Below are 21,534 nucleotides of genomic sequence, written 5' to 3'. Positions count from 1 at the left end.
TTACCTCAGTTTCAGGGTGCTTAACCCTACCAGCACTAACATCAGCGAGATGATCCAGAAGCGCACGATCACACGCGGCTCTGGCCAGCCTTTTAATTCGTAATGATGGTGAATCGGTGCCATGCGGAAAATCCGCTTGCCCCGTAACTTAAAGGAGCCCACCTGCAGGATGACCGACAAGGCTTCCATCACAAATACGCCGCCCATGATCAGCAACACCAGTTCCTGGCGCACCAGCACAGCGATAATGCCCAATGCTCCGCCCAGTGCCAGCGATCCAACATCGCCCATAAACACCATGGCCGGATAGGTGTTAAACCACAGGAATCCCAAACCAGCACCAACAATCGCAGTACACACGATGACCAACTCACTGGTAAGCGGCAAATGGGGTAGATTTAAGTACGCGGAGAAATTCACGTTACCACTGGCGTAGGCGAACACCGCAAACGCGCCGGCGACCAGAATAGTTGGCACAATCGCTAGGCCGTCCAACCCGTCTGTCAGGTTGACCGCATTACTGGTACCGACTAACACGAAATAGGTCATGACCAGATATAACGCACCAAGCTGAGGCATCACATCTTTGAAAAACGGCACAATCAACGCAGTTTCTGCTTCGGTATGGGCGCTGCTATACAGGAAAAACGCGACCGCCACGGCGACCACGGATAACCAGAAGTATTTCCAGCGAGCGATTAAACCTTTGCTGTCTTTACGGATCACTTTGCGGTAGTCATCCACAAAGCCGACTAAGCCATAACTGGCGATGACGAACAGCGTGGTTAAAACATAACGATTGGCCAAATCTGCCCACAGCAGTGTACTGCTGATAATCGCAGCCAGAATCAGTACGCCGCCCATGGTCGGTGTACCGGATTTGGATAAATGGGACTGCGGGCCATCATTACGCACGGTCTGACCGATTTGCAGGCGCTGCAATGAACGAATCATCCATGGACCCATAAAAATAGCGATCCCTAGCGCCGTCAGCGTACTCAGAATAGCCCGCATGGTAAGGTATTGAAAGACGCGGAAACTTGCGTCAAATTGTTGTAGCCATTCGGCCAGCCATATCAACATGCGATGGCCTCCGGGTTAAATTCAAGCTTTCCCACGCGTGACTCCCGAATGGCATCTACCACTCTTTCCATGCGTGCACTACGCGAGCCCTTGACCAAAATTGTGATTGGCAATTCGCTGTCGAGCAATCGTGACTCAAGTTCACTTATCAGCGTATCGATGTCACTAAAATGACGGCCGTTGCCGTTAAATACCGTGCTGGCATGCTGGCTAAGCACACCCAGGGTAAACAACAACTCCAGCCCTTTATTTCGGGCATATTCGCCAACCTGCTCATGGTAAAAACGGGCTTTTTCGCCTAGCTCAGCCATATCACCGAGCACCAGAATGCGCTGACCCGGGTAACTGGCCAGCAGATCGATGGCGGCATTAACCGACAGCACATTGGCGTTGTAGGTGTCGTCCAGCAGACGCACTTGCGAAGTAAGCTGATACACATTGGTGCGGCCTTTTACCTGGCGCATGTTTTCCAGCCCCAGTTGCACGTCATCCAACGTAGCACCGACGGCCATCGCCAACGCAGCAGCTACCAGCGCATTGCCTACATTGTGCATACCCGGCAACACCAGATTGACCCACGCATTCCCCTGCGGCGTAACCAGTTCAAAACTTGCGCACCCATCAGCCCCCAGAGTCGCGCGACGCGCGCAGAAGTCAGCGTTTTGCTGCAATGAGAATCGCTGAACCTGGATATCGGTTAGTTTGGTTGCCCAGAAATCATGAAACTGGCTATCGGCATTTAGCACTGCCACGCCTGCGCTATTCAGGCCCTGAAAAATCTCGCTTTTCGCCCGCGCAACGCCGAGCAAACTGCCAAATCCTTGTAAATGAGCTTCAGCGGCATTGACGATAGTGGCCGCATCCGGCTTAACCAGTTGGGTGGTGTAGGCAATTTCCCCCAAATGATTGGCGCCCATTTCAATCACCGCATATTCATGCTGTTGCTCCAGACGCAGTAACGTCAGTGGCACCCCGATGTCATTATTAAAATTACCGTCAGTGGCCAGCACATTACCGCGGCGCGCTAAAATAGCGGCAACCATTTCTTTAACCGTCGTTTTGCCGCTACTGCCGGTGATCCCAACGGTTTTCGGCGCCACTTTGGCTTTGATAGCCGCCCCCAACTGACCTAATGCCTTATGGGTGTCGTGCACCACAATTGTTGGCACGTTGACCTGTTGAGGCTCTGAGATAATCAGCGCAGCGGCGCCTTTTTCCAAAGCGGTCGGGATAAATTCATGACCGTTAAAATTCGGCCCCACCAGGGCAATAAACAGGTCACCTGGTTTGATGGTGCGCGTGTCGGTACTCACACCCTGGATAGTTATATCCGCACCGCTTAATTGACCATCAAGCTGCTCTGAGATCCATGTCAGTGATACCGGAATCATGCTGTTTCCCTCACTAATAAACCTGCAATTATTTCTCGTTCGTTATAATTCAATCGCGTGTTACCAATTATCTGATAATCCTCGTGGCCTTTACCTGCCACCAGAATCACATCCTGTTCGTTACATGCCAGCAGGCATTGTTGAATCGCTGTGGCTCTATCCAGTTCGACCCTGACCGCTTCGGGTTGCTGACAGCCGGCCAAAATATCCTGCACGATGGTTTGCGGATCCTCTGAACGACTGTTGTCATTGGTCAACATCACCCCATCGGCGAAACGTTCGGCAATTTCACCCATTTGCGGGCGTTTGCCCTTATCTCGATCGCCACCACAGCCAAACACACACCACAGTTTTCCACTGCAATGACGCCGTGCGGCAGTCAGAGCCTGTTCCAATGCATCCGGGGTATGGGCGTAATCAACAATCACGGACGCTTTGCCGGGTGCACTAAATAATTCCATCCGACCGGCGACGGCCTGAACTCGCTCTGCTACCTGCATTAGTTGGGTAAAGGGTTTACCAAGACATAGCTGTGCGGTAATGGCTGCCAGCAGATTGAGTACATTGAAATGACCAATCAGCGGGCTATTGAAACTGGCGTCACCCCAACTGCTGTGCAGTTGAATTTGGCTACCGCCGCTATGGAACGTCACCTGTTTAGCGACGCAGAAACGCTGCCCTGGGAATAGACATTCTTCCAGTCCAAACCAGACAGGCTCAACTGACTCGGGGCATTCAGCCAGCCAACGGGCACTTTGCGGATCCTGTTGGTTTAGTACCGCGTACTTGAGCCCGGGTTGACGCAACAGCATACGCTTGGCAGCGGCATACTCGGCCATGGTGCCATGGTAATCCAGGTGGTCACGAGTCAGATTGGTGAAGATCGCCACATCGGTCTTCAGCGCGGTAATGCGGTGCTGAACCAGCGCATGACTGGACGCTTCAAGGCTGATCATGCCCGCTCCCGCTGCACGCATATCAGCCAGCAGGCGTTGCATGCTAACCGCATCAGGGGTGGTATTGATCACATCACTCAGTTGACCCAGCAAACCCGCGCCCACCGTGCCGATGGTACCGGCCGTTTGACCGCACAACTGGCTTAACTGCGCGCTGAGCTGAGCGGTCGTGGTTTTGCCATTGGTGCCGGTGACCGCGACGATATCCAGATGATTGGCAGGGTAGTCATAAAACTCACAGGCCAGCAGACTCAGCTGCTCAACCAGTTTATAGAAATGCACGATCAGCGAATGCTCACGCATATCCGTTTCACCATGGCGGACGCGTTCATCGGTATGGGCAATAATCACCCGCGCCCCCAAACTTACCGCCTGTGGAATAAAATCCCGGCCGTCCACATTGTGTCCGGGTACAGCCACAAACACTTTATGTAAATCCACGTCGCGGCTGCTGAGCACCAGATCACTCACCATCAATTCGGGCGCCTGAATGCCAAATTTAGCCAGCACGTGGTGCAGATTAACCGCCATGCAAACCCTCCTGCTGATGTTCAAGCGCCGCAATGGAGGAAACCGGACGGTCATCCGGGGGAATATTCAGCATTTGTAGTGCGCCAGCCATAATCCGCGAAAATGTCGGTGCAGCGGTATCGCCCCCGTAGTAAAGGTCGCCACCTGGTTCATCCACTAACACCACGCATACCAGACGGGGCTCAGACACCGGCGCAATGCCCACGAACAGGTTGGCATATTCTTCACCATAGCCACCGGCGACGGCTTTACGGCTGGTTCCGGTTTTGCCAGCTACCCGATAACCGGGCACGGCGGCTTTCGGCGCTGTGCCACCATCCAATACAACAGATTCAAGCATGCTTACCATGGCATTCGCGTATTGTTCTTCCAACACCCGCTCACCCTGTACCGGCGTGCCTTTGATGATGCTCAGTGGTCGTTTAATCCCACCGTTGGCGATAATCGAATACATGCGGGCAACCTGCAACGGCGTCACGGCCAGGTTATAGCCGAAGGATAACGCCGCCAGTTCATGCTCTGACCAACGACTGCGGTCGTGGAAAATACCACTGCTTTCACCAATCAGATTGGTACCGGTATCGCCAATCAGGCCCATTTCATAATACAGGTCGATAAAACGCTCTTTGGGCACTGATAACGCCAGTTTCGATGTGCCCATATTGGAGGATTTCTGAATAATCCCGCGCAGATCCAACACCCCATTATTTTTCCCATCCTGCACCATTGAACCGCCAACGCGCATCCAACCGGGCGAGGTATCAATCTGGGTATCCAGCGTGGCTGCGCCATATTCCAACGCGCTAATCACTGCCATGGGTTTAACCACTGAACCCGGTTCAAACGTATCGGTAACTACGCGGTTACGAATGCGGTGCGCCGTCACGCCACGACGATTATTGGGGTTAAACGAGGGCGCATTAACCAATGCGAGTATTTCACCGGTGTGCACGTCCACCACCACAGCGGACGCCGAAGCCGCATCGTACAACTGAATGGCGCGTTTCACTTCTTTGTAGGCCAGCGCCTGCAGGCGTTGATCGATGGTCAGCGAGAGATCCTGTGGGTCTTCGCCCTGGGTTTCATCCAGGATTTCCACCTGACGGCCTTTGGCATCACGACGAATTTTGCGGGTATCCGGCGTACCGGTCAGGTAATCATTGAATAAGCGCTCAACCCCTTCGATGCCTTTATCATCGATATCGGTAAAGCCAACCAATTGTGCACTGACTTCACCGGTTGGGTAGTAACGGCGCGATTCCTGACGCAGATAAATGCCTGGGATAGCCAGTTTCTGCACATATTGCGCCATCGCTGGGGTGACCTGACGCTGCAGATACACGAAACGGCGGCTGGGATCGGCGACCCGCTCAACCAACGCATTCACATCGTCACCAATTACCTGAGCCAGCGCTTTCCAGCGCCGCATATCCTGCAGTCCACCGCGATCGTGCACGACTTTAGGATCCGCCCAAATAGTTTGCACCGGCACACTCACGGCCAGCTCTTCACCATTACGATCGGTAATCATGCCACGGTGCACGCTGCTGGTACGGGTACGAAGTGTGCGGTTATCGCCCTGTTCGATTAGCTGATCAGGCGAAATCACCTGAATATATGCGGCGCGCACAGCCAGGCCGGTAAAGACTGTTGCAATCACAACCCCTACAAGCAGAAAACGCCACTGCAAAGGGCGTGGCGCGATATTGGCTTCAGCTTGTTGTTTTTTGGTAGCGCGGCTCATTTTATCCTCACTACCACTTCTTCTTTGGGATCCGGCCGATGCATGTCTAACTGCTTGGCCACCATGCTCTCGATGCGATTATGTTCGGTCAGGGCACTTTGCTCCAGAAGGAGATGCCTCCATTCCACATCCAGCTGGTCTCTCTCCTGCATCAGAGATTCATGTACGATAATCAGTTGGCGGTTGTGATGGGCGCTAAGAATGACGCCGAAGGCACTAAAAATCACTAACACAAACAACAGCAAACGCCACGGATGCTGGAGGATCTCCAGCCCGATCACGACCGGTAAATTAATCCGTGCGCTCGACTTGCTCATCGCTTCTGCGCTACGCGCAATACGGAACTGCGCGCCCTGGTATTGGCATTAATTTCTGCCGCAGAGGGTTTAATCGCTTTACCGACCAAATCCACCAGTTTACCGGCATTTAGTTGCGCGTCAGTCAGTGGCAGGCCTTTCGGCACCTTCATACCCTGACTTTTGTCGCGCATAAAACGTTTGACCAGTCGGTCTTCCAGCGAATGGAAACTGATTACCGCCAGACGCCCCTCTGGCGCTAACACCTTCACGGCAGCATCCAGTGCAGTCTTGATTTCTTCTAATTCGCTGTTGATATAAATGCGCACGGCCTGGAACGTGCGGGTGGCCGGATGCTTGAACTTATCTTTGACCGGCACCGCCTCATCAATCACTTTGGCAAGCTGCGCAGTGTGCGTAAATGGGGTACTTTGGCGGACATTAACGATGGCATGCGCAATGCGCTTACCGAATTTTTCCTCGCCGTAGGTTTTAATCACATCGGCGATTTCTTCTTCGTCAGCGTGATTTAACCACTCTGCCGCACTAATGCCACGGGTGGGATCCATACGCATATCCAGCGGCCCGTTGCGCATAAAGCTAAAGCCGCGCTCGGCATCATCCAACTGAGGTGATGACACACCGAGATCCATCAGGATACCGTCCAGTTTGCCGCTCAGTTCTAAATCAGCGGCTACATCGGCCAGTGCTGAAAACGGCGTATGCACAATTTGAAAACGGGCATCGTCACTCAGGGCCTGAGCGGCCTGAATGGCTTGCGGGTCACGATCCAGCGCGATTAGACGACCCTTATCGTTCAGGCGACCTAAAATCGCGCGGGAGTGCCCCCCACGACCAAACGTCGCATCCAGATAAATGCCATCAGGCTTGATATTGAGGGCGTCCAGAGACTCCTCGAGCAACACCGACAGGTGCGCGAATTGGCCAGTCATCAGAATACAAAGTCCCGCAGTCTTTCACTCGGTTCAAAGTTACCCTGTTGCTCCGTTTCAATATCCGCTTTGATACGGGATTGCCAGTTGTCGGCACTCCAAAGCTCGAATTTGTTCATTTGCCCAACCATCATAATTTCTTTATCTAAACCAGCATGGTCACGCAGAGGTCCAGGGATCAGGAAGCGACCGTTTTTATCCATTTCACCCTCGGTGGCATAGCCCAGCAGCAAACGCTGAATGCGCGCCTCGTGCTCAACCATGCTGGATAAACGACTCAACCGGATTTCAATTTCTTCCCATTCGGGAAGTGGGTAAAGCAGCAAACAGGGCTGCTTGGTGTGTATTGTGCACACCAGTTGCCCCTGACAATCATCCAGCAGCGCCTGTCGGTACTTCGTCGGTACCGTTAAACGACCTTTAGCGTCCAGATTGATTGCATTAGCGCCGCGAAACATTCCCCTCGCCTTTTGGTATTATTTGATCCACAAAATGCCACTTTTACCCACAAATGGCAGTGTAGTTACCACCACATGTCACGTCAAGCACTAAAAATCGGCTTTTTATGCCACCGAATGTGGCGGATTTTCTGGCCTCGGGGGAAGTGATTGAATTGGCTGGAATTAGTCAGGACTGTTCAGTATTTGAACAAATAAATTAATTACTCTGCACCCGCGGCGGGCATAAAAATTCATAAAAGTGTTACACATGTACGCTGAAATTTAGGTACTATGTTGTTCTATTATTGGTCACCCGATATTTTCCCATGACCCAAACCAGCACTGCTCCTTATTCCTTTAAAGAAGAAATGCTCAATAGCATCAGCCATGGTGCCGGCATGATTGCCGCCATCGTCGGCTTGGTATTTATGCTCCTGCGCGCCGACTCCGCATTGACCATCACCTCATCTGCTATTTATGGCGCTACCCTGATCCTGATGTTTTTAAGCTCAACGATTTATCACGCAGTGACCCATCAGAAAGCCAAAGGTATTTTTAAGCTATTTGACCACAGTGCAATATATCTATTGATAGCAGGTACTTACACACCACTAACTTTGGTGGCTGTAGGCGGCTGGTTTGGCATTAGCATGACGGTGCTGATATGGACACTGGCCGTGGCTGGCGTGGCATTTAAACTCATTGCCCGTCATCGTTTCCCGAAAGTATCAGTCATTACTTATCTGCTAATGGGCTGGATATCCGTTACGCTGGTCTACCCGCTTTATCAGGCGATGGAAGGAATCGGTTTGTGGCTGATCGTGGCGGGCGGGTTATTTTTCAGCATCGGCGTGCTGTTTTATGTGGCTAAGAACAAGAAGTACACCCACGCCATCTGGCATATCTTCGTGATGGGCGGCTGTGCCTGCCATTTCTTCTCTATTTATTACTTTGTGGTCTAGAGACTAATTTTGCCCAGCCGGTGGTTGCGACATCACGCCAGCCGCCGGACCATAACCACCATTGTAACGCCCTGGTTTATGGTTTACCGCCACAATCATATTCATCACTAACGCACCGAGTACGGATAAAGCCACTATCCAGAGGCTGGCAATAAGGAAAGATACTGCCAGAATGCCCATATCGATGACCAGTTGCAGCTTACCCGCACGGATATTGAATTTATTCTGCAGGTAAAACGCCAGAATACCGATGCCACCCAGGCTGGATTTATGCCGGAACATGACCAGCATGCCCATGCCAATCAACAACCCACCCACAACCGCGGCAAACGCCGGGCTTTCCACCTCAACGTGCAACAATAACGGGATCTTCTCCACTAACACCGAGACCATAGTGACTGAAATAAAGGTCTTTAAGGTGAAGCTTTTGCCAATCTGGGTGATGGCCAGATAATAAAAAGGCAGGTTAATCAGGAAAAACGCCATGCCAAAATTGACTGGCACAACATTGGCGACCAGTAATGCAATACCCGCGGTGCCACCGGTTAATAGTCCCTGGTTTTTGAACAGCGCCAAGCCAAGGGCAACCAGCAATGCGCCGCAAAACAGGGCGAGAACATCTTCGTAAATTTTATGCTTGGAAACAGGCACGGCATCACCACAAAACTGGAAAAACGCGCCTATTTTACTGGGTAACGATACACAAAAAAGCCCCATTCCCGGGGCGTAAAACTCGATCGAGGCGTTTCGTTAAACTGGCGTTTTGGATTGTTTAGCAGAATGTTAAATCGGCGCAAGAATCCGCTCATTTTTAACAAGTCACACGCAAAAACGGCAACTAAAGTTACCGCTTATCAATGCTGCTATTTTTAACGGCTGGTGTAGTCGAATCCGGACTCAGCTGCCGCAAATAAGCATGCAAACTGGCTTTGGAAAACTCGCCCATACGCTTGCTAATCAATTTCCCGTTAGCATCAAAAAACAGTGTGGTTGGCAGCCCCACAACATTAAGTGCGTTACTAATGTTAGCGGCAGGGTCCAGCAACACATGCTCAGTACTTGCCGACATGCCGCGCAAGTATTCACTTACTGAGTCCGGATGTTCCCCCTGATTAAGCAGCAGAATCGTTACATGGGGGTAACGCTGCTGAGCGTCAATCAACACCGGCATTTCTCGCCGGCATGGCGGGCACCAACTGGCCCACACATTAATCACCACAGGTTTGCCTTTAAAACTGGCGAGTGACACCGGCGTGCCGTCTAACTCGGTTGCCTGCATATCTGGTAAATCACCGGCTTCCTGAGCGTGCCACCACCAGGTCAGCGGGGCAGCAATGATAAGTGTCAGCAATCCCGCGCGAAGTAAAGGTTTAAACAACAAGCGACGCCGGGCCAATTGCGTCAGTAGATAACCCAGCCCGGCAAGCACGCCACTTTCCACATGCCAGCCACCGTCACGAATATCCAGATAGGCCAGCGGGCTGGCGTACAATTCGTGAAAACGGAACAGAAAAATCAAACGAGCGACAAACAGACCAATGACAAGCGCGTTCCAGCTCAGCGTAACGATGACATCGCGGCGCCGCTTTTGCGCCATCACCAGCCGCAAAGCCAGCAACCAGCTAAGCATCAAAACAAACAGTGCTACCAGCCCCTCGGGCAGGGCGAATGGTCCCAGGTTCATGGCAATTTCAATATCAGAAAAATTAGCGCTACTTTACCCAATAAGGCCAAGCAGGCCTATACCGGTGAATAACCGAAAGGATCATTGTGCGATAGAAAGGTCGGAGTCGGCCTGTAAGCCGGGTTCTGTCGAGGGTAATCATTCATCTAGGCCAGAAATTACTCGCTGGCTCAAGCAACCTACCCGCTCCCCGTACGGGCCGTACGTAATGGGAGCCTATTTGGTCTTGCTCCGGGTGGAGTTTACCGTGCCACAAACTGTTACCAGCTGCGCGGTGCGCTCTTACCGCACCCTTTCACCCTTACCGGCGCTTGCGCGCTTAGGCGGTCTACTCTCTGCTGCACTTGTCGTCGGCTCACGCCGCCCAGACGTTATCTGGCACCCTGCCCTATGGAGCCCGGACTTTCCTCCCCTTCAGCAAGCTGAAGCAGCGATTACCCGGCCGACTCCGGACGCGGATTCTACGTTTTTCGCGCTAACAGCACAAACTAAATCGCCAGACTGCGCGTACATCAGCAGAATTGGCCGATAAAAACTGCTAAAATCACGCGCTGAATTAAGAGGAGATGTCATGCTGTTAGCCGCGTTAGCGATTCTACTGGGTTTTGTATTACTAGTCTGGAGTGCCGATCGTTTCATCGAAGGTGCCGCCGCTACCGCTCAACACGCCGGCATGCCACCGCTGCTCATCGGTATGGTGATTGTGGGTTTTGGTACCTCAGCACCGGAAATGGTGGTGTCTGCCATGGCTGCGCTGGACGGTAATCCGGATCTGGCGCTGGGCAACGCATTAGGCTCGAATATCGTCAATACCGGCCTGATCGTTGGCATCACCGCTCTGATCGTCCCAATTGCCGTTCACTCCAAAATTGTGCGCCGTGAATTACCCGTGTTACTGGGTATTGGCCTGCTGTGTGGCTGGTTGATCATGGATGGCGCCCTGAGCCGCAATGAATCCCTGCTGCTACTTTTTGGCTTTTTTGCATTGATTGGCTGGTCGACATTCTCTGCCTTGCGGGGCAAGGGCGACGCACTGGAAGCGGAAGTCAGCCAGGAGCTGGAAGAACATGCTATGCCAATCGGCCGGGCGATCATGTGGCTGGTCATTGGCTTAATCTTATTAATCGCCAGCTCGCGCATCCTGGTATGGGGCGCAGTGGAAATTGCCCAGTCGTTAGGGGTAAGTGACTTGGTCATCGGCTTGACTATCGTGGCACTAGGCACCTCATTACCTGAATTAGCCGCGTCTGTCATCGCGGTGAAAAAAGGCGAGCATGAGATTGCGCTGGGGAATGTCGTGGGTTCGAATATGTTTAACCTGCTAGCAGTGATTGGTATCGCAGGGACAATTATGCCGATTGAGACGATTCCCGCCGGCGCGCTCAGTCGTGACTGGAGCACTATGATGGCATTGCTGGTTGCGCTGCTGTTAATGGGCATTGGCTGGCGCGGCCGCAACAGCGGACGAGTAAACCGCTGGGAAGGCGCAGCCCTGTTGGTAGCCTTCAGTGCATACAACATCTATCTGGTCTTCGACGTTATCCAAAATTAAAACAGTACAAATTCATGCCCGATTGCCGATACAATGGCTGTCGGGCGCGTTCTGCAATTTGTCCTCGCCCCGGCATTCTTAAATAAAAAATAAATATAATCAGCAGCTTAGGTCACTATATCTGAGTGCTGACGACGGGAATTTTGCAGTGGCGATTCTGAATATTGGCGAGTCTCTGTACACGCGCTCAATTAAAGACCTGATAAAACGCATCCATGACGCGACGCCGGTGCGCGACTCCGTTTATGAAATGGCCAGCGATTATTATAAGAATCTTCCCGATCAGAAGGCCGAAATTGCCCGTATTGAAGCCAAAATTCAAAATGCGCAAGACACCCTCAGCAAAACCACCCGCAAGCCCGTAATTGCCGATTTAGAAGACCAAATAAAAGGCTGGAAAATCGAGCTGAAGAATTTTCACACCGAGATAGACAATCAACGTATCAAACGCCGCAATAAACTGGTGCAGGTTTGCCTGGACATTCTCGACCTGCTGGACGGCGCTAACTTTCTCGAGGAAAACAACCGAGCAGCCAAGTTGCTCGGTACGGTTTTTATGATACAGCCTGACGAAGGACGCCGTCGTCTGACCCTCAATGGCAGAGCCAAGCATTTGTATAAAGCTTGTTTGTCATTGCGCTTATTGGATCGATTACTGTCCGCCGATTTAATCAAAGACCCCTTTATTAAAAACCGCGCCGACATTCTGAAGCAAAGTCAAAACGGCAATGTTGAGATGGCGCAGGCGACATATCGGGACGATATTAAAATTCCACTGATAATGGCCTGTTTGCTGCAAGATATCGGGCGTATGCACCCGGATGCACAGCGCATTCTGCATGGCCCGGATCGGAATATGAACGAATTCCGCACCCTGTCACTGGAAGAGCGTACCCAGTTACTGCAAATTACCTCAATTCAGACCATGTTGTTTGTGCGCGATGGAATCGGTCTCGGACGTTATGTGGGTAACTCCCGTGAAGAGCGGGATCAATTTGTTCGCCTGGAACAGCTAAGGCTCAGCTTTATCCTGCGCGTGATAAAAAGTTCGATAACCGGTGAGGGCGATATCGGAGATCTGATTAAGATTCCGCAGATTTACTCTTCCGTGGTGCTGTCGACAAAAGAAAACAATCAGCTGCATCAAACACCGCTGGCGATGATGATCTTAAAGCGCGGCGCAGAATCAGGCCGTTTCAGCAAAGCCGGCGTGGCCGCCCTGCTGTCTATTGTTGGCATTTTCCCTCAGGGCTTCGGCATTGCCTATATTCCGGCCGATGCCAGCGATGGCGATCGCTATGAATATGCTGTGGTTAATGGATTGTATCCGCCCAAATTCGATGAACCTTTGTGCCGACGGGTCACCCGCAACCTGCAGTATTACCCTAACGGCAACAACGTCAATATCAGTCGCAAGTACAACCTGTATTTCCCTGAAGCCAGACACAAGCTGGAAAAAATGTCGCGGGAACGCTTATTAGAAATTCTCGAAAAGCTGTGTTTTGATTTTGAAGAACGCAAAAATCAGGATCTCATCCCGCGCTGTTGGCACCCCTATCACTATTTCTCCGATGAGCGCCACCAGAACCTCTGGGGGCGCACACAGGTGGAGTCCAATTAGGCTTTGAGTCTGGCTATGATCGTTTCGAGCATGCTGCGTGGGCAGCCGAAGTTGATCCGGAAATAACCCGGCGCAGCAAAATCCACACCCGGTGAAGGACCGACACCTTTTGCTTCGCACCAGGCCTGCACGTCATCTATATTAAGTCCCCGCGCATCCACCCAGGCCAGAAAGGTGGCGGCCGGTTGCAACATACGCAGGCCATCTATCTGATTAATTTGTTCATACAGATAATCGCGGTTTGCGCGCAAATATTGCAACTGCGCCTGATACCAGTCATCACATCGCGTGAAGGCCGCAGCCGTGGCCTCAAGCCCCATAACGTTTGCCCACGGCACGATGCCCTGCATCGCCTGACGGAATTGATTGCGCAGTGCAGGGTTAGGGATCAGGGCAAAGGAAGTGCCCAAACCGGCAATATTGAACGTTTTGCTGGCCGCCATCAGAGTAACCGAAATATCCTGCAGCGCGTCTAACTTACTGGCCGGCAGATGATTGATACCCTCGTCCAGAATCAAGTCACAATGAATTTCGTCACTGACCAACAATAAACCGTGTGTAGTACATATGTCGGCAATCCTGAGCAGGTCCTGCTCAGAGAAAACGCCCCCGACGGGATTCATGGGGTTGCACAGGATTAATAGCTTACAGGCAGGATCCTGTGCTTCGCGCTCCAGTGCAGCAAAATCCAACACCCATTTACCGTCACTCTCCAAAGTGGGTATATCTACCCGCTGCAGCCCATTCAATGCCGGCGCTGCCAGTAAGGGTGGATAATTAGGTACCTGTACGATGACTTTATCACCCGGCTGACAAAATGCTTTACAGGCGGCGTTAAAGGCCGGCACTACGCCCGGTGTCCAGACTAACCAGTCCTGTTGAATGTGCCAGTCATATTGACGTTCACACCAACGCGCCACCGCCTGGTTCGCCGGTGCAAATTGTGCAGGCAAGGTATACCCGAATACCCCGTGACTAACCCGTTGCTGCAGCGCATCAATAATGGGTTGCGCACAACGGAATTCCGAATCCGCTACCCAGCAGGGTAAAATATCTCGCTCAGCCGGGTATTTTTGCCACTTAAAAGCGTACGTCGCACTGCGGTCGGTAATAGTGTCTAAATCCATGCAGGGTTCCTGAGTAAAACTGAATTTTTAACGCTAACAAACTTTGTCATCGCGCACTAGATGCACGGGACCACGCAAACAAAAAAGGCGCCCTAACGGCGCCTTTTAACAGCAGAAAGTTGCACTTACATCGCGTACAACAGCACGATGCTGGCAACCAGACCAGCAACGCCTAAGTAACCGAATTCAATGCGTTTAACCAGCACGTCTTCACCCTGTGCATCGCTGAAGAACATGCCGTAAACGATACTGCCGAGACCCAGGCTGAATACCGCGACCAACAGCATAAATAAAATGACTTCAAACATGTGCGTAAACCACCATTAAAATTTGATGCGCCTATTATGCCCTAAAAAGTTTGGCAGGGTTAATAGGTGAGCGATAAGTTTTACGAAATCTTAGCTAATTTCGCCACTTTTTCTGTTTATTCTGACCAGCCCCAATTAGGCAAAATCCATTAAATGATTGTTTTTAATCACTTTTTAAGATTGGCACTGGCTTTGCTCTAGCTAAATAGTCGAACACAAAAAATTATCTGATAAGGATTCACTATGAAACGTCTGCTACTGACCAGTTTATTATTTAGCACCAGTGCATTGGCTCACAACGAATGCAATGTTCATGTCGACCAACAGGTGAGTCTGGAAAACCGGGTGCTAACGGTACGCTTCGCTGATGATCAGGAACTGAAAATGAATGGTCAGACGGTCACTCTCAACGGTCAGACATTATCGCTGACGGCCAGTCAGCAAGCTGATGCACAAGGCTACTATCAGGGCTTTATGCACGCCGCCCCAGCGACCGCAGATATCGCTCTGGATGCGATTGGGTTAGCGGGTGAAGCAGTAGCGAAAGCCTTTGGCGAAATCAGCGGCGAAGACTCCGATCTGGTGGAAGATATCAGCGCCGAGTTCAACGAATTACGCAACGAAATGCACCAGCGTTTCTACGATGACAACGGTAACGTACGTTTCAGCTTTAACGATATGGATAATGGCGACTTCCTTGGCGCAGAATTTGAAGAAGAGTTTGAAGAACGCATTGAGTCGGTGGTGGAGCGCTCCGTTGGAGGTTTGCTAATGGCCATCGGTTCTCAAATGTTATTCGGTGATGGTATGGATGCCTTTGAAGCTCGCATGGAAAAATTTGGCGAAGACATGGAAAAGCAAATGGAAGCCAGAGCGGACCAAATTGAACTGCGCGCCAATGAATTATGCGAATCACTGGCCAGCGTCGATGAATACGAGACGCGCCTGAGTGAAAGCGTAGACGGCTTGAGCGAACTGAACGTATTAACAGTTACCCACTAAATCCCTGGCATAACGGTTTTCCCGTTGCTTTGGCGGCCATCCCTGGCCGCCTTTTTTATTTGGAGAGGACACAGATGAAATCCAGACTCGCCAGCCTCGCTTGTTTGCTCGCTTTTACGGTTAACGGACAAACCCTGGAGCAGCAAATCCTAGTTATGGACAGGCAATTTTTCGATGCTTTTAACCAGTGTGACATTCAAACCATGGCTAATCTGTTTAGCCCGGATCTTGAGTTTTACCACGATCAGGCCGGCATCGCTGATTATGCCCAAAGCATGCAAAACACCCGCGCACTGTGTGAGCGCAATTTGCAACTCAACCGCCAACTGGTGGAAGGCAGCACGCGCATTTTTCCCATCGCCCAGCAAGGGGCGATTCAGCATGGTAAACATCAGTTTTGTCATCCGGAACAGGGCAAAATGGATTGCGGCACCTTTGAATTTATCCATATTTGGCGCATTGAAGATGGCAAATGGACCCTTAGCCGTGTTATTAGTTTCGCCCACTAGCGACTAACCCATAAACACTATGCACATTTCGGTAATCGGCGCAGGTTGGCTGGGCACGCCATTGGCGCTGCATCTGGCGAAGCACGGCCATACACTCGATGTCACTAAACGCCATGACGGCATGCTCAACAAGCATATTAAGGCCCACGCATTCGACTGGAAGCTCGAGCACAGCTGGCCGAATCTGGCGTTCGCCCAACAAAGTGATGTCTGCGTGTTAAATATTCCGGGCGGACGGCGCAGTCAGGATCTTAGTGATTACACCGTGGCGATTCAGCGCCTGGTGCAACACCTGCGTGACCTTGGCTGCAAGCATCTGCTGTTTATCAGCAGCACATCTGTGTATGGGGAGGCCAGCGGCCGAATTATTGAAACCACAGAACCTAAGCCGCTAACCGCCTCGGCGCGCGCCAATCTGGCCATCGAACATGCAGTAAGAGACATCTATGCCGCACACGGCACTGTGTTGCGTCTGGCCGGCCTGGTTGGACATGATCGACATCCAGTGGTGCATTTGGCAGGCAAAGAGCTGGACGATGCCCACTCGCCGGTTAATTTGATTCATCAGGCCGATGTTATTCACGCCATCAGCCGCATTATCGACACCAGTTTGTGGGGCGAAACCCTGCATTTGTGTTGTGAAAAGCACCCAACGCGTGAGGAATACTATAGCGCCTGCGCCCGGCAACGTGGTCTGGCGATCCCAACCTTCACCCAACATCAGCAAGCGACGCGCTGGATTGATGCCAGTCAAACCCTGGCGACGCTGGGGCTGACACTACAATTCCCGGATCCGATGGACTTTTGCCAATAAAAAAGCCCCGCGTTCGGGGCTTTTCTGTCCAACCTGTTAGTTAGCCAACCAATGGCGCGCCGAAGTATTTCAACGCAACGGTGTTGATAAATACCAACAATAAAATAACCGGAATGAACGTACCCAGTGAAAAGTCCACGTACTTTTCAAACAGACTGCCTTTGTAGGCCGGATCGCCTGCATCCAGCTCCGCATTGAAGCGCGCGCGCTTCCAGCGATAGATAACAAAGATACACACCAACAGACCATTGAGCGGCAGAATTGTGTCGTAGAAAACATCCACCAACACATCAAACACCGACTTATCTGCATTGGCGTAATGTACAAAATTAGTGGTGAAATCCAGCATCCCAAATGACGTAGAAGACAGCACTGCCAGAAGCGTGATCAGCACACCAAGAATAACCAACGCCTTTTTACGATTCATGCCGGTTTCGCCCATCAGCGCCGCGTTAGGTACTTCAATGATCGAGACGAGTGAAGTAATCGCCGCAAAAAACACCAGCAGGAAAAACAGCCCGGCAACGATGCTTGCGCCTGTATAGCCAATGGTGGTCTGCAGGGCGAGGAAAATCTTCGGCAAAAAGGTAAAGATCATGCCGACCGACGAGTCCGACAGCTCTGCGGTATTGGTATTAGGATTGAACGAAAACACCGCCGGTAAGACCAGCAAGCCCGCCACAAATGCTACCGCGGTATCGGTTAGGGCAACCATTTTAGCCGAACCCGGCACAGCATTATCCCTTCCCAGATACGAGCCATAGGTGATCATAATGCCCATACCTAGCGACAGCGAGAAGAACGCCTGAGACAACGCACCGCTAACGACGCTGGCGTTTATCTTGCTGAAATCAGGAACGAGATAATATTCGACACCAGCAAATGCATTATCCAGCGTCAGCACAAAGATCACTAAGCCCACCAGCATAATAAACAGTGCTGGCATCAGGATCTTCGCCGCCTTTTCAATACCCTCTTTAACGCCACCCTGCAAAATCAGAAAAACAATGGCGCCAACAACAGCCATATAGATAAAGACTTCATAACTATTTATAAAATTACCGAAAGTGTCAGGGTCAGCCAATAGCGCTAAATCGCCACCGACGATATGGAACAGATAGCCGATAATCCATACGGTAATCACGGTATAAAACACCGCAATCATAAATGGCGTGATCACCGACAACCAACCCGCGATAGCCCATTTTCCATCCCCGGGCGCCAGTTTTTTGTATGAACCCAGCGGATCTTTTTGCGTGTTGCGACCCAATGCCATCTCGGCCAGCATCACAGGTAAGCAGACAAAGGCGACAAACAGCGCGTAGATCAATAAAAACGCGCCACCACCATTTTTGGTAGCAGCAACCGGAAATCCTACCATGTTACCAATGCCAACGGCCGAACCGGCAGCGGCGAGAATAAAGCCCAGACGAGAGCCAAATTGTTCACGTGGCGCACTCATACTTCTTCCTTTTCTTATAGTTTTAGCGGCCGATACTATCAGCCCTCGGCACGATTGTCGCGACCGTTGCGCGGATTTTCCTGTCAGTTCGCCTGTACAGTCAACATCCCGATCCCCGGTCTGACCAGACTCCCCATATACAGAGTGTCGCCATAGCGTTCGGCACTGGTCACAATCGCCATCGTTTCGCCAGTTGCATCATGTAAACTCTGCAAAATATTCCCCTCAGCATCCAACTTCAGCACCAGACCATGGGCGACCGGTTTTGGCCACAGAGCCTCGGGCAGTGCGCCCAGAATACGTTTCAGTGTCGGTAACGACTGCAAGCTCTCCAGCGCGGGTAAACGCGGCGCGTACAAGGCCATCCAGAAATGACCTTGATCATCCGCCGAGATCCCATCCGGAAAGCCCGGCAAATTGTGTTGCCACATATCACTCTGTCCGGCGCGTTCGCCTGATAGCCACACACGGCGAGTCTGAAACGCGAACGTCTCATTAACCAACACAAACGAACCATCTTTCGCTACCGCCACACCGTTAGCAAAATACAAATCATCCAGTAGAAGGTCAGTCTCGCCTGTGGTCGGGTCGTAACGCATGAATCGTCCTGAGGGGCGTCCCTCTAACGCTTCCAGTCGATAGTTGTGCATCGTGTAGTTGGCAGTGGCGTCGGTGAAATAGATACGTCCATCAGGTGCAATATCCACGTCGTCAGTCAGACCAAAGCGCTCTCCATTGAAGCTATCGACCAATACAGTGATGTCACCTTGTGGGGTAACGCGCAGTAAGCCACTGAATGCATCGCACACGATCAGATTGCCCTGTTCATCGACCGCCAATCCAGCCGGCCGTACCAGAGGATTTCCCTGTGCAAACACCCGCCATTGGCCACTTGTGGTGCGTTGCCAGATCTTGCCGTCCGCGCTTCCGGTGTATAGGTTGCCCTGCGCATCCATCGCGATGTCTTCGCCACCGGCAATCTCCTCACGGCCTTCTACGACAGCCCGTTGCAGTGCGCTGTTCACACTCAGTACACCCTGCAAGGGCGGCGGTGAGTCAAAATGTCGCGCTACGGGACGAATCGGTGACGTCCACCATAAGTACCCCGCGATCAGTGTGATGCCAGCCACAATCCATGCAACTAACCGCATGATTTACATCCTTTTATTCCATGATTCAGGCTAGCCTAGGCAAGTCACTGGTCGCGGTCAACCGTAACCTGTGGCGACGGCGCTTGATTTTTTTACGGCAGACACTATCTAATCAGGTCAGGTGAGTGCACGGTGCACTGCCGTTAGGGTTTTACGTAAGGTAATAAATTTCATGGCAACCAATGTTCAGCAAGCCACCCTCGCCGGTGGATGTTTCTGGTGTATCGAGTCGGCATTTAATCAGATTGAAGGGGTCATCAAAGCGATCTCCGGCTATGCCGGCGGGCATACTCAGCAGCCCAGCTATGAACAGGTATGTAAAGGCGACACGGGCCATGCAGAGGTTGTGCGGATTGAATTTGACGCCGACAGCATTAGCTATCGGGATATTCTGGAAATCTTTTTTGCGTTGCATAACCCTACGCAACTCAACCGTCAGGGCGAAGATATCGGCGCGCAATACCGCAGTGAAATTTTTTACCATGACGACGCCCAAAAGCAGGCCGCCGAACAGATTATCGCCGAAATAGAGCAGGAAAAAATCTGGCCCGACCCGGTCGTTACCAAAGTTACGGCCGTTAACAACTACTTCCCTGCTGAAGAATATCATCAGGATTACTTTAGCCAGAATCCACAAAACCAGTACTGCAATATGGTAGTTGCGCCTAAGTTGGCTAAATTTAAACAGAAATTTGCCAGCAAGCTAAAAAGCTAACGGCGAATTGGCAACCGATGCCCCTGCGTAGCAGACATGAAGGAGTGACATGAAAGTACTAAATGATTTTCTCAAGCAAGGGTCAGCCAGTGGCATTTTATTGATTCTGGCCGCCCTGCTGGCGATGATTGCAGCCAATTCCCCACTGGCAGGATTTTACCAGTTACTCATCGACTTACCTGTCTCTGTGCAGGTGGGTGCGTTGGTGGTCGACAAACCGCTGTTGCTATGGATAAACGACGGCCTGATGGCCGGTTTCTTTTTCCTGGTTGGTTTAGAGTTAAAACGGGAAATCGCCGAAGGTCAGCTTTCGTCAGTAGACAACATAATGCTTCCGGCTGTTGCGGCTATCGGTGGTATGGTCGTGCCCGCCGGTATCTACGCCTGGATATGCTGGGGTAACGATATGGCAATGCAAGGCTGGGCGATTCCAGCAGCGACCGATATCGCCTTTGCCATGGGGATTCTGGCGTTATTGGGTAGCCGGGTACCACCGGCGCTCAAGTTATTTTTAGTCTCGCTGGCCATCATCGATGACATTGGCGCCATTATTATCATCGCCGTGTTTTACACCGAAAATATCGCTACTGTGCCGCTGATTATTGGCGCGGTGTGTTTGCCCATTCTGTTTATTATGAACCGCCGAAATGTTACCAGTACGTCGGCCTACTTGCTGATAGGTGCCGTACTGTGGCTAGCCACGTTAAAATCCGGTGTCCATGCGACGCTGGCAGGTGTGGCACTGGCATTTTTCATTCCGATGCGGGACAACAAGAACCCCGAATACAGCCCATTAAAGGAGCTGGAGCATAATCTGCACTCTCCTGTGTCCTATGTGGTGCTGCCAGTATTCGCCTTCGCTAACTCGGGTATCGATTTATTTGCGCTAAATATGGCCTCGCTGGTGCATCCGGTAACCTTGGGAATCACGCTGGGCTTATTTATCGGTAAACAATTGGGCGTCTTCGGCTTTAGCTGGTTACTGATCAAATCCGGTGTCGCGAAATTACCCAGCGGCGTTAACTTTACTCAGCTGTATGGCGTGTCCATTTTGTGTGGTGTAGGTTTTACCATGTCACTGTTTATCGGCAGCCTGGCATTTGAAAGTACCGGCATGAATCAGATGTTTGATGAACGCCTCGGCATATTGGCAGGTTCTATTCTGTCTGCCATCGTGGGCTACCTGGTACTTAAAAATAACCTCAGGAAAGTTGCTGACTGAGACAAAAAAGC

The 21,534-nt window shown here is 51.5% G+C and carries 21 protein-coding genes and 1 other RNA gene; 8 read left to right on the top strand and 14 right to left on the bottom strand.

Annotation, left to right across the window (positions count from 1 at the left end):
• Genes mraY through mraZ form a run of 7 tightly spaced genes read right to left on the bottom strand, consistent with a single transcriptional unit; the run spans window position 1 to window position 7,412 of the window.
• Entirely contained in the window at window positions 1-1,083 is a 1,083-nt protein-coding gene (gene mraY, locus TK45_RS12000) for a phospho-N-acetylmuramoyl-pentapeptide-transferase (protein ID WP_131259069.1), read from the bottom strand.
• Entirely contained in the window at window positions 1,077-2,474 is a 1,398-nt protein-coding gene (gene murF / locus TK45_RS11995; RefSeq protein WP_131259068.1) for a UDP-N-acetylmuramoyl-tripeptide--D-alanyl-D-alanine ligase, read from the bottom strand. Before murF ends, mraY begins: the two co-directional genes overlap by 7 nt.
• A complete protein-coding gene (murE, locus tag TK45_RS11990; protein ID WP_131259067.1) occupies window positions 2,471-3,961 on the bottom strand; it encodes a UDP-N-acetylmuramoyl-L-alanyl-D-glutamate--2,6-diaminopimelate ligase in 1,491 nt (496 codons plus the stop codon). Before murE ends, murF begins: the two co-directional genes overlap by 4 nt.
• Window positions 3,951-5,705 (bottom strand): penicillin-binding protein 2, encoded by a 1,755-nt coding sequence (locus TK45_RS11985; protein ID WP_131259066.1) that lies wholly within the window; start codon window positions 5,703-5,705, stop codon window positions 3,951-3,953. The genes murE and TK45_RS11985 overlap by 11 nt, the downstream gene beginning before the upstream one ends.
• Window positions 5,702-6,022 carry a cell division protein FtsL gene (gene ftsL, locus TK45_RS11980; protein WP_131259065.1) on the bottom strand — a complete coding sequence of 107 codons (321 nt, stop codon included), beginning with the start codon at window positions 6,020-6,022 and terminating at the stop codon, window positions 5,702-5,704. The genes TK45_RS11985 and ftsL overlap by 4 nt, the downstream gene beginning before the upstream one ends.
• Complete coding sequence (gene rsmH, locus TK45_RS11975) at window positions 6,019-6,954, bottom strand: 16S rRNA (cytosine(1402)-N(4))-methyltransferase RsmH (RefSeq protein WP_131259064.1); 936 nt, start codon at window positions 6,952-6,954, stop codon at window positions 6,019-6,021. The genes ftsL and rsmH overlap by 4 nt, the downstream gene beginning before the upstream one ends.
• A complete protein-coding gene (gene mraZ / locus TK45_RS11970; RefSeq protein ID WP_131259063.1) occupies window positions 6,954-7,412 on the bottom strand; it encodes a division/cell wall cluster transcriptional repressor MraZ in 459 nt (152 codons plus the stop codon). Before mraZ ends, rsmH begins: the two co-directional genes overlap by 1 nt.
• Window positions 7,413-7,720: 308 nt before the next feature.
• On the opposite strand from mraZ, the gene TK45_RS11965 reads away from it, so the two are divergent.
• Window positions 7,721-8,356 carry a hemolysin III family protein gene (locus tag TK45_RS11965; RefSeq protein ID WP_131259062.1) on the top strand — a complete coding sequence of 212 codons (636 nt, stop codon included), beginning with the start codon at window positions 7,721-7,723 and terminating at the stop codon, window positions 8,354-8,356.
• Window positions 8,357-8,359: 3 nt separating this feature from the next.
• Here TK45_RS11965 and TK45_RS11960 read toward each other — a convergent pair whose 3' ends face one another.
• The 3 genes from TK45_RS11960 to rnpB form a co-directional block, all read right to left on the bottom strand.
• Window positions 8,360-9,007, bottom strand: a complete 648-nt coding sequence (locus TK45_RS11960; protein ID WP_217350834.1) for a YitT family protein — start codon at window positions 9,005-9,007, stop codon at window positions 8,360-8,362.
• A gap of 193 nt (window positions 9,008-9,200) precedes the next feature.
• Entirely contained in the window at window positions 9,201-10,040 is an 840-nt protein-coding gene (locus tag TK45_RS11955; RefSeq protein WP_131259060.1) for a thioredoxin family protein, read from the bottom strand.
• 98 nt (window positions 10,041-10,138) lie between these two features.
• Window positions 10,139-10,490, bottom strand: an RNA gene (gene rnpB / locus TK45_RS11950) — RNase P RNA component class A.
• A gap of 121 nt (window positions 10,491-10,611) precedes the next feature.
• Here rnpB and TK45_RS11945 point away from each other — a divergent pair.
• Window positions 10,612-11,592: a calcium/sodium antiporter gene (locus tag TK45_RS11945; RefSeq protein ID WP_131259059.1), complete on the top strand. Its 981-nt coding sequence runs from the start codon at window positions 10,612-10,614 to the stop codon at window positions 11,590-11,592.
• Between the two features lie 148 nt (window positions 11,593-11,740).
• A complete protein-coding gene (locus tag TK45_RS11940) occupies window positions 11,741-13,213 on the top strand; it encodes a hypothetical protein (RefSeq protein WP_131259058.1) in 1,473 nt (490 codons plus the stop codon).
• On the opposite strand, the gene TK45_RS11935 is transcribed toward TK45_RS11940, so the two are convergent.
• Together TK45_RS11935 and TK45_RS11930 are read right to left on the bottom strand one after the other, a co-directional pair.
• A complete protein-coding gene (locus TK45_RS11935) occupies window positions 13,210-14,340 on the bottom strand; it encodes a MalY/PatB family protein (RefSeq protein WP_131259057.1) in 1,131 nt (376 codons plus the stop codon). The genes TK45_RS11940 and TK45_RS11935 overlap by 4 nt on opposite strands.
• A gap of 125 nt (window positions 14,341-14,465) precedes the next feature.
• Window positions 14,466-14,648 carry a hypothetical protein gene (locus tag TK45_RS11930; RefSeq protein ID WP_131259056.1) on the bottom strand — a complete coding sequence of 61 codons (183 nt, stop codon included), beginning with the start codon at window positions 14,646-14,648 and terminating at the stop codon, window positions 14,466-14,468.
• Window positions 14,649-14,891: 243 nt separating this feature from the next.
• On the opposite strand from TK45_RS11930, the gene TK45_RS11925 reads away from it, so the two are divergent.
• The 3 genes from TK45_RS11925 to TK45_RS11915 all read left to right on the top strand — a co-directional run bounded on the left by TK45_RS11925 (window position 14,892) and on the right by TK45_RS11915 (window position 16,973).
• The gene (locus TK45_RS11925; protein WP_131259055.1) at window positions 14,892-15,650 is read left to right on the top strand and encodes a DUF2884 family protein; all 759 of its coding nucleotides are present in this window, start codon (window positions 14,892-14,894) and stop codon (window positions 15,648-15,650) included.
• Window positions 15,651-15,724: 74 nt separating this feature from the next.
• The gene (locus TK45_RS11920; RefSeq protein ID WP_131259054.1) at window positions 15,725-16,159 is read left to right on the top strand and encodes a nuclear transport factor 2 family protein; all 435 of its coding nucleotides are present in this window, start codon (window positions 15,725-15,727) and stop codon (window positions 16,157-16,159) included.
• 19 nt (window positions 16,160-16,178) lie between these two features.
• On the top strand, window positions 16,179-16,973 hold the full coding sequence (locus TK45_RS11915) for an NAD-dependent epimerase/dehydratase family protein (protein ID WP_131259053.1): 795 nt from the start codon (window positions 16,179-16,181) through the stop codon (window positions 16,971-16,973).
• Between the two features lie 40 nt (window positions 16,974-17,013).
• Here TK45_RS11915 and TK45_RS11910 read toward each other — a convergent pair whose 3' ends face one another.
• Both TK45_RS11910 and TK45_RS11905 read right to left on the bottom strand, forming a co-directional pair.
• Window positions 17,014-18,435 carry a sodium-dependent transporter gene (locus TK45_RS11910; RefSeq protein WP_131259052.1) on the bottom strand — a complete coding sequence of 474 codons (1,422 nt, stop codon included), beginning with the start codon at window positions 18,433-18,435 and terminating at the stop codon, window positions 17,014-17,016.
• 83 nt (window positions 18,436-18,518) lie between these two features.
• A complete protein-coding gene (locus TK45_RS11905; protein ID WP_131259051.1) occupies window positions 18,519-19,586 on the bottom strand; it encodes an SMP-30/gluconolactonase/LRE family protein in 1,068 nt (355 codons plus the stop codon).
• A 172-nt stretch (window positions 19,587-19,758) separates the two neighbouring features.
• Here TK45_RS11905 and msrA point away from each other — a divergent pair, with 172 nt between their 5' ends.
• Complete coding sequence (gene msrA / locus TK45_RS11900) at window positions 19,759-20,301, top strand: peptide-methionine (S)-S-oxide reductase MsrA (RefSeq protein ID WP_131259050.1); 543 nt, start codon at window positions 19,759-19,761, stop codon at window positions 20,299-20,301.
• Between the two features lie 49 nt (window positions 20,302-20,350).
• Window positions 20,351-21,523, top strand: a complete 1,173-nt coding sequence (nhaA, locus tag TK45_RS11895; RefSeq protein WP_131259049.1) for a Na+/H+ antiporter NhaA — start codon at window positions 20,351-20,353, stop codon at window positions 21,521-21,523.
• The last annotated feature ends 11 nt before the right edge of the window (window positions 21,524-21,534 follow it).

The sequence above is a fragment of the Bowmanella sp. JS7-9 genome (genome assembly GCF_004329715.1).
Lineage (GTDB): Bacteria > Pseudomonadota > Gammaproteobacteria > Enterobacterales > Alteromonadaceae > Pseudobowmanella > Pseudobowmanella zhangzhouensis.
Note: the sequence above shows the minus strand (reverse complement) of the source record. Positions and strands in the feature narration are given on the sequence as shown.

Excerpts from the sequence above, each read along its gene's own strand:
- msrA (WP_131259050.1), top strand. The coding sequence starts at position 19,759 with ATGGCAACCAATGTTCAGCAAGCCACCCTCGCCGGTGGATGTTTCTGG.
- TK45_RS11925 (WP_131259055.1), top strand. The coding sequence starts at position 14,892 with ATGAAACGTCTGCTACTGACCAGTTTATTATTTAGCACCAGTGCATTG.
- TK45_RS11910 (WP_131259052.1), bottom strand. The coding sequence starts at position 18,435 with ATGAGTGCGCCACGTGAACAATTTGGCTCTCGTCTGGGCTTTATTCTC.
- nhaA (WP_131259049.1), top strand. The coding sequence starts at position 20,351 with ATGAAAGTACTAAATGATTTTCTCAAGCAAGGGTCAGCCAGTGGCATT.
- TK45_RS11930 (WP_131259056.1), bottom strand. The coding sequence starts at position 14,648 with ATGTTTGAAGTCATTTTATTTATGCTGTTGGTCGCGGTATTCAGCCTG.
- TK45_RS11965 (WP_131259062.1), top strand. The coding sequence starts at position 7,721 with ATGACCCAAACCAGCACTGCTCCTTATTCCTTTAAAGAAGAAATGCTC.
- murE (WP_131259067.1), bottom strand. The coding sequence starts at position 3,961 with ATGGCGGTTAATCTGCACCACGTGCTGGCTAAATTTGGCATTCAGGCG.
- TK45_RS11955 (WP_131259060.1), bottom strand. The coding sequence starts at position 10,040 with ATGAACCTGGGACCATTCGCCCTGCCCGAGGGGCTGGTAGCACTGTTT.
- rsmH (WP_131259064.1), bottom strand. The coding sequence starts at position 6,954 with ATGACTGGCCAATTCGCGCACCTGTCGGTGTTGCTCGAGGAGTCTCTG.
- TK45_RS11905 (WP_131259051.1), bottom strand. The coding sequence starts at position 19,586 with ATGCGGTTAGTTGCATGGATTGTGGCTGGCATCACACTGATCGCGGGG.
- murF (WP_131259068.1), bottom strand. The coding sequence starts at position 2,474 with ATGATTCCGGTATCACTGACATGGATCTCAGAGCAGCTTGATGGTCAA.
- ftsL (WP_131259065.1), bottom strand. The coding sequence starts at position 6,022 with ATGAGCAAGTCGAGCGCACGGATTAATTTACCGGTCGTGATCGGGCTG.
- mraY (WP_131259069.1), bottom strand. The coding sequence starts at position 1,083 with ATGTTGATATGGCTGGCCGAATGGCTACAACAATTTGACGCAAGTTTC.
- TK45_RS11915 (WP_131259053.1), top strand. The coding sequence starts at position 16,179 with ATGCACATTTCGGTAATCGGCGCAGGTTGGCTGGGCACGCCATTGGCG.
- mraZ (WP_131259063.1), bottom strand. The coding sequence starts at position 7,412 with ATGTTTCGCGGCGCTAATGCAATCAATCTGGACGCTAAAGGTCGTTTA.
- TK45_RS11935 (WP_131259057.1), bottom strand. The coding sequence starts at position 14,340 with ATGGATTTAGACACTATTACCGACCGCAGTGCGACGTACGCTTTTAAG.
- TK45_RS11920 (WP_131259054.1), top strand. The coding sequence starts at position 15,725 with ATGAAATCCAGACTCGCCAGCCTCGCTTGTTTGCTCGCTTTTACGGTT.
- TK45_RS11985 (WP_131259066.1), bottom strand. The coding sequence starts at position 5,705 with ATGAGCCGCGCTACCAAAAAACAACAAGCTGAAGCCAATATCGCGCCA.
- TK45_RS11945 (WP_131259059.1), top strand. The coding sequence starts at position 10,612 with ATGCTGTTAGCCGCGTTAGCGATTCTACTGGGTTTTGTATTACTAGTC.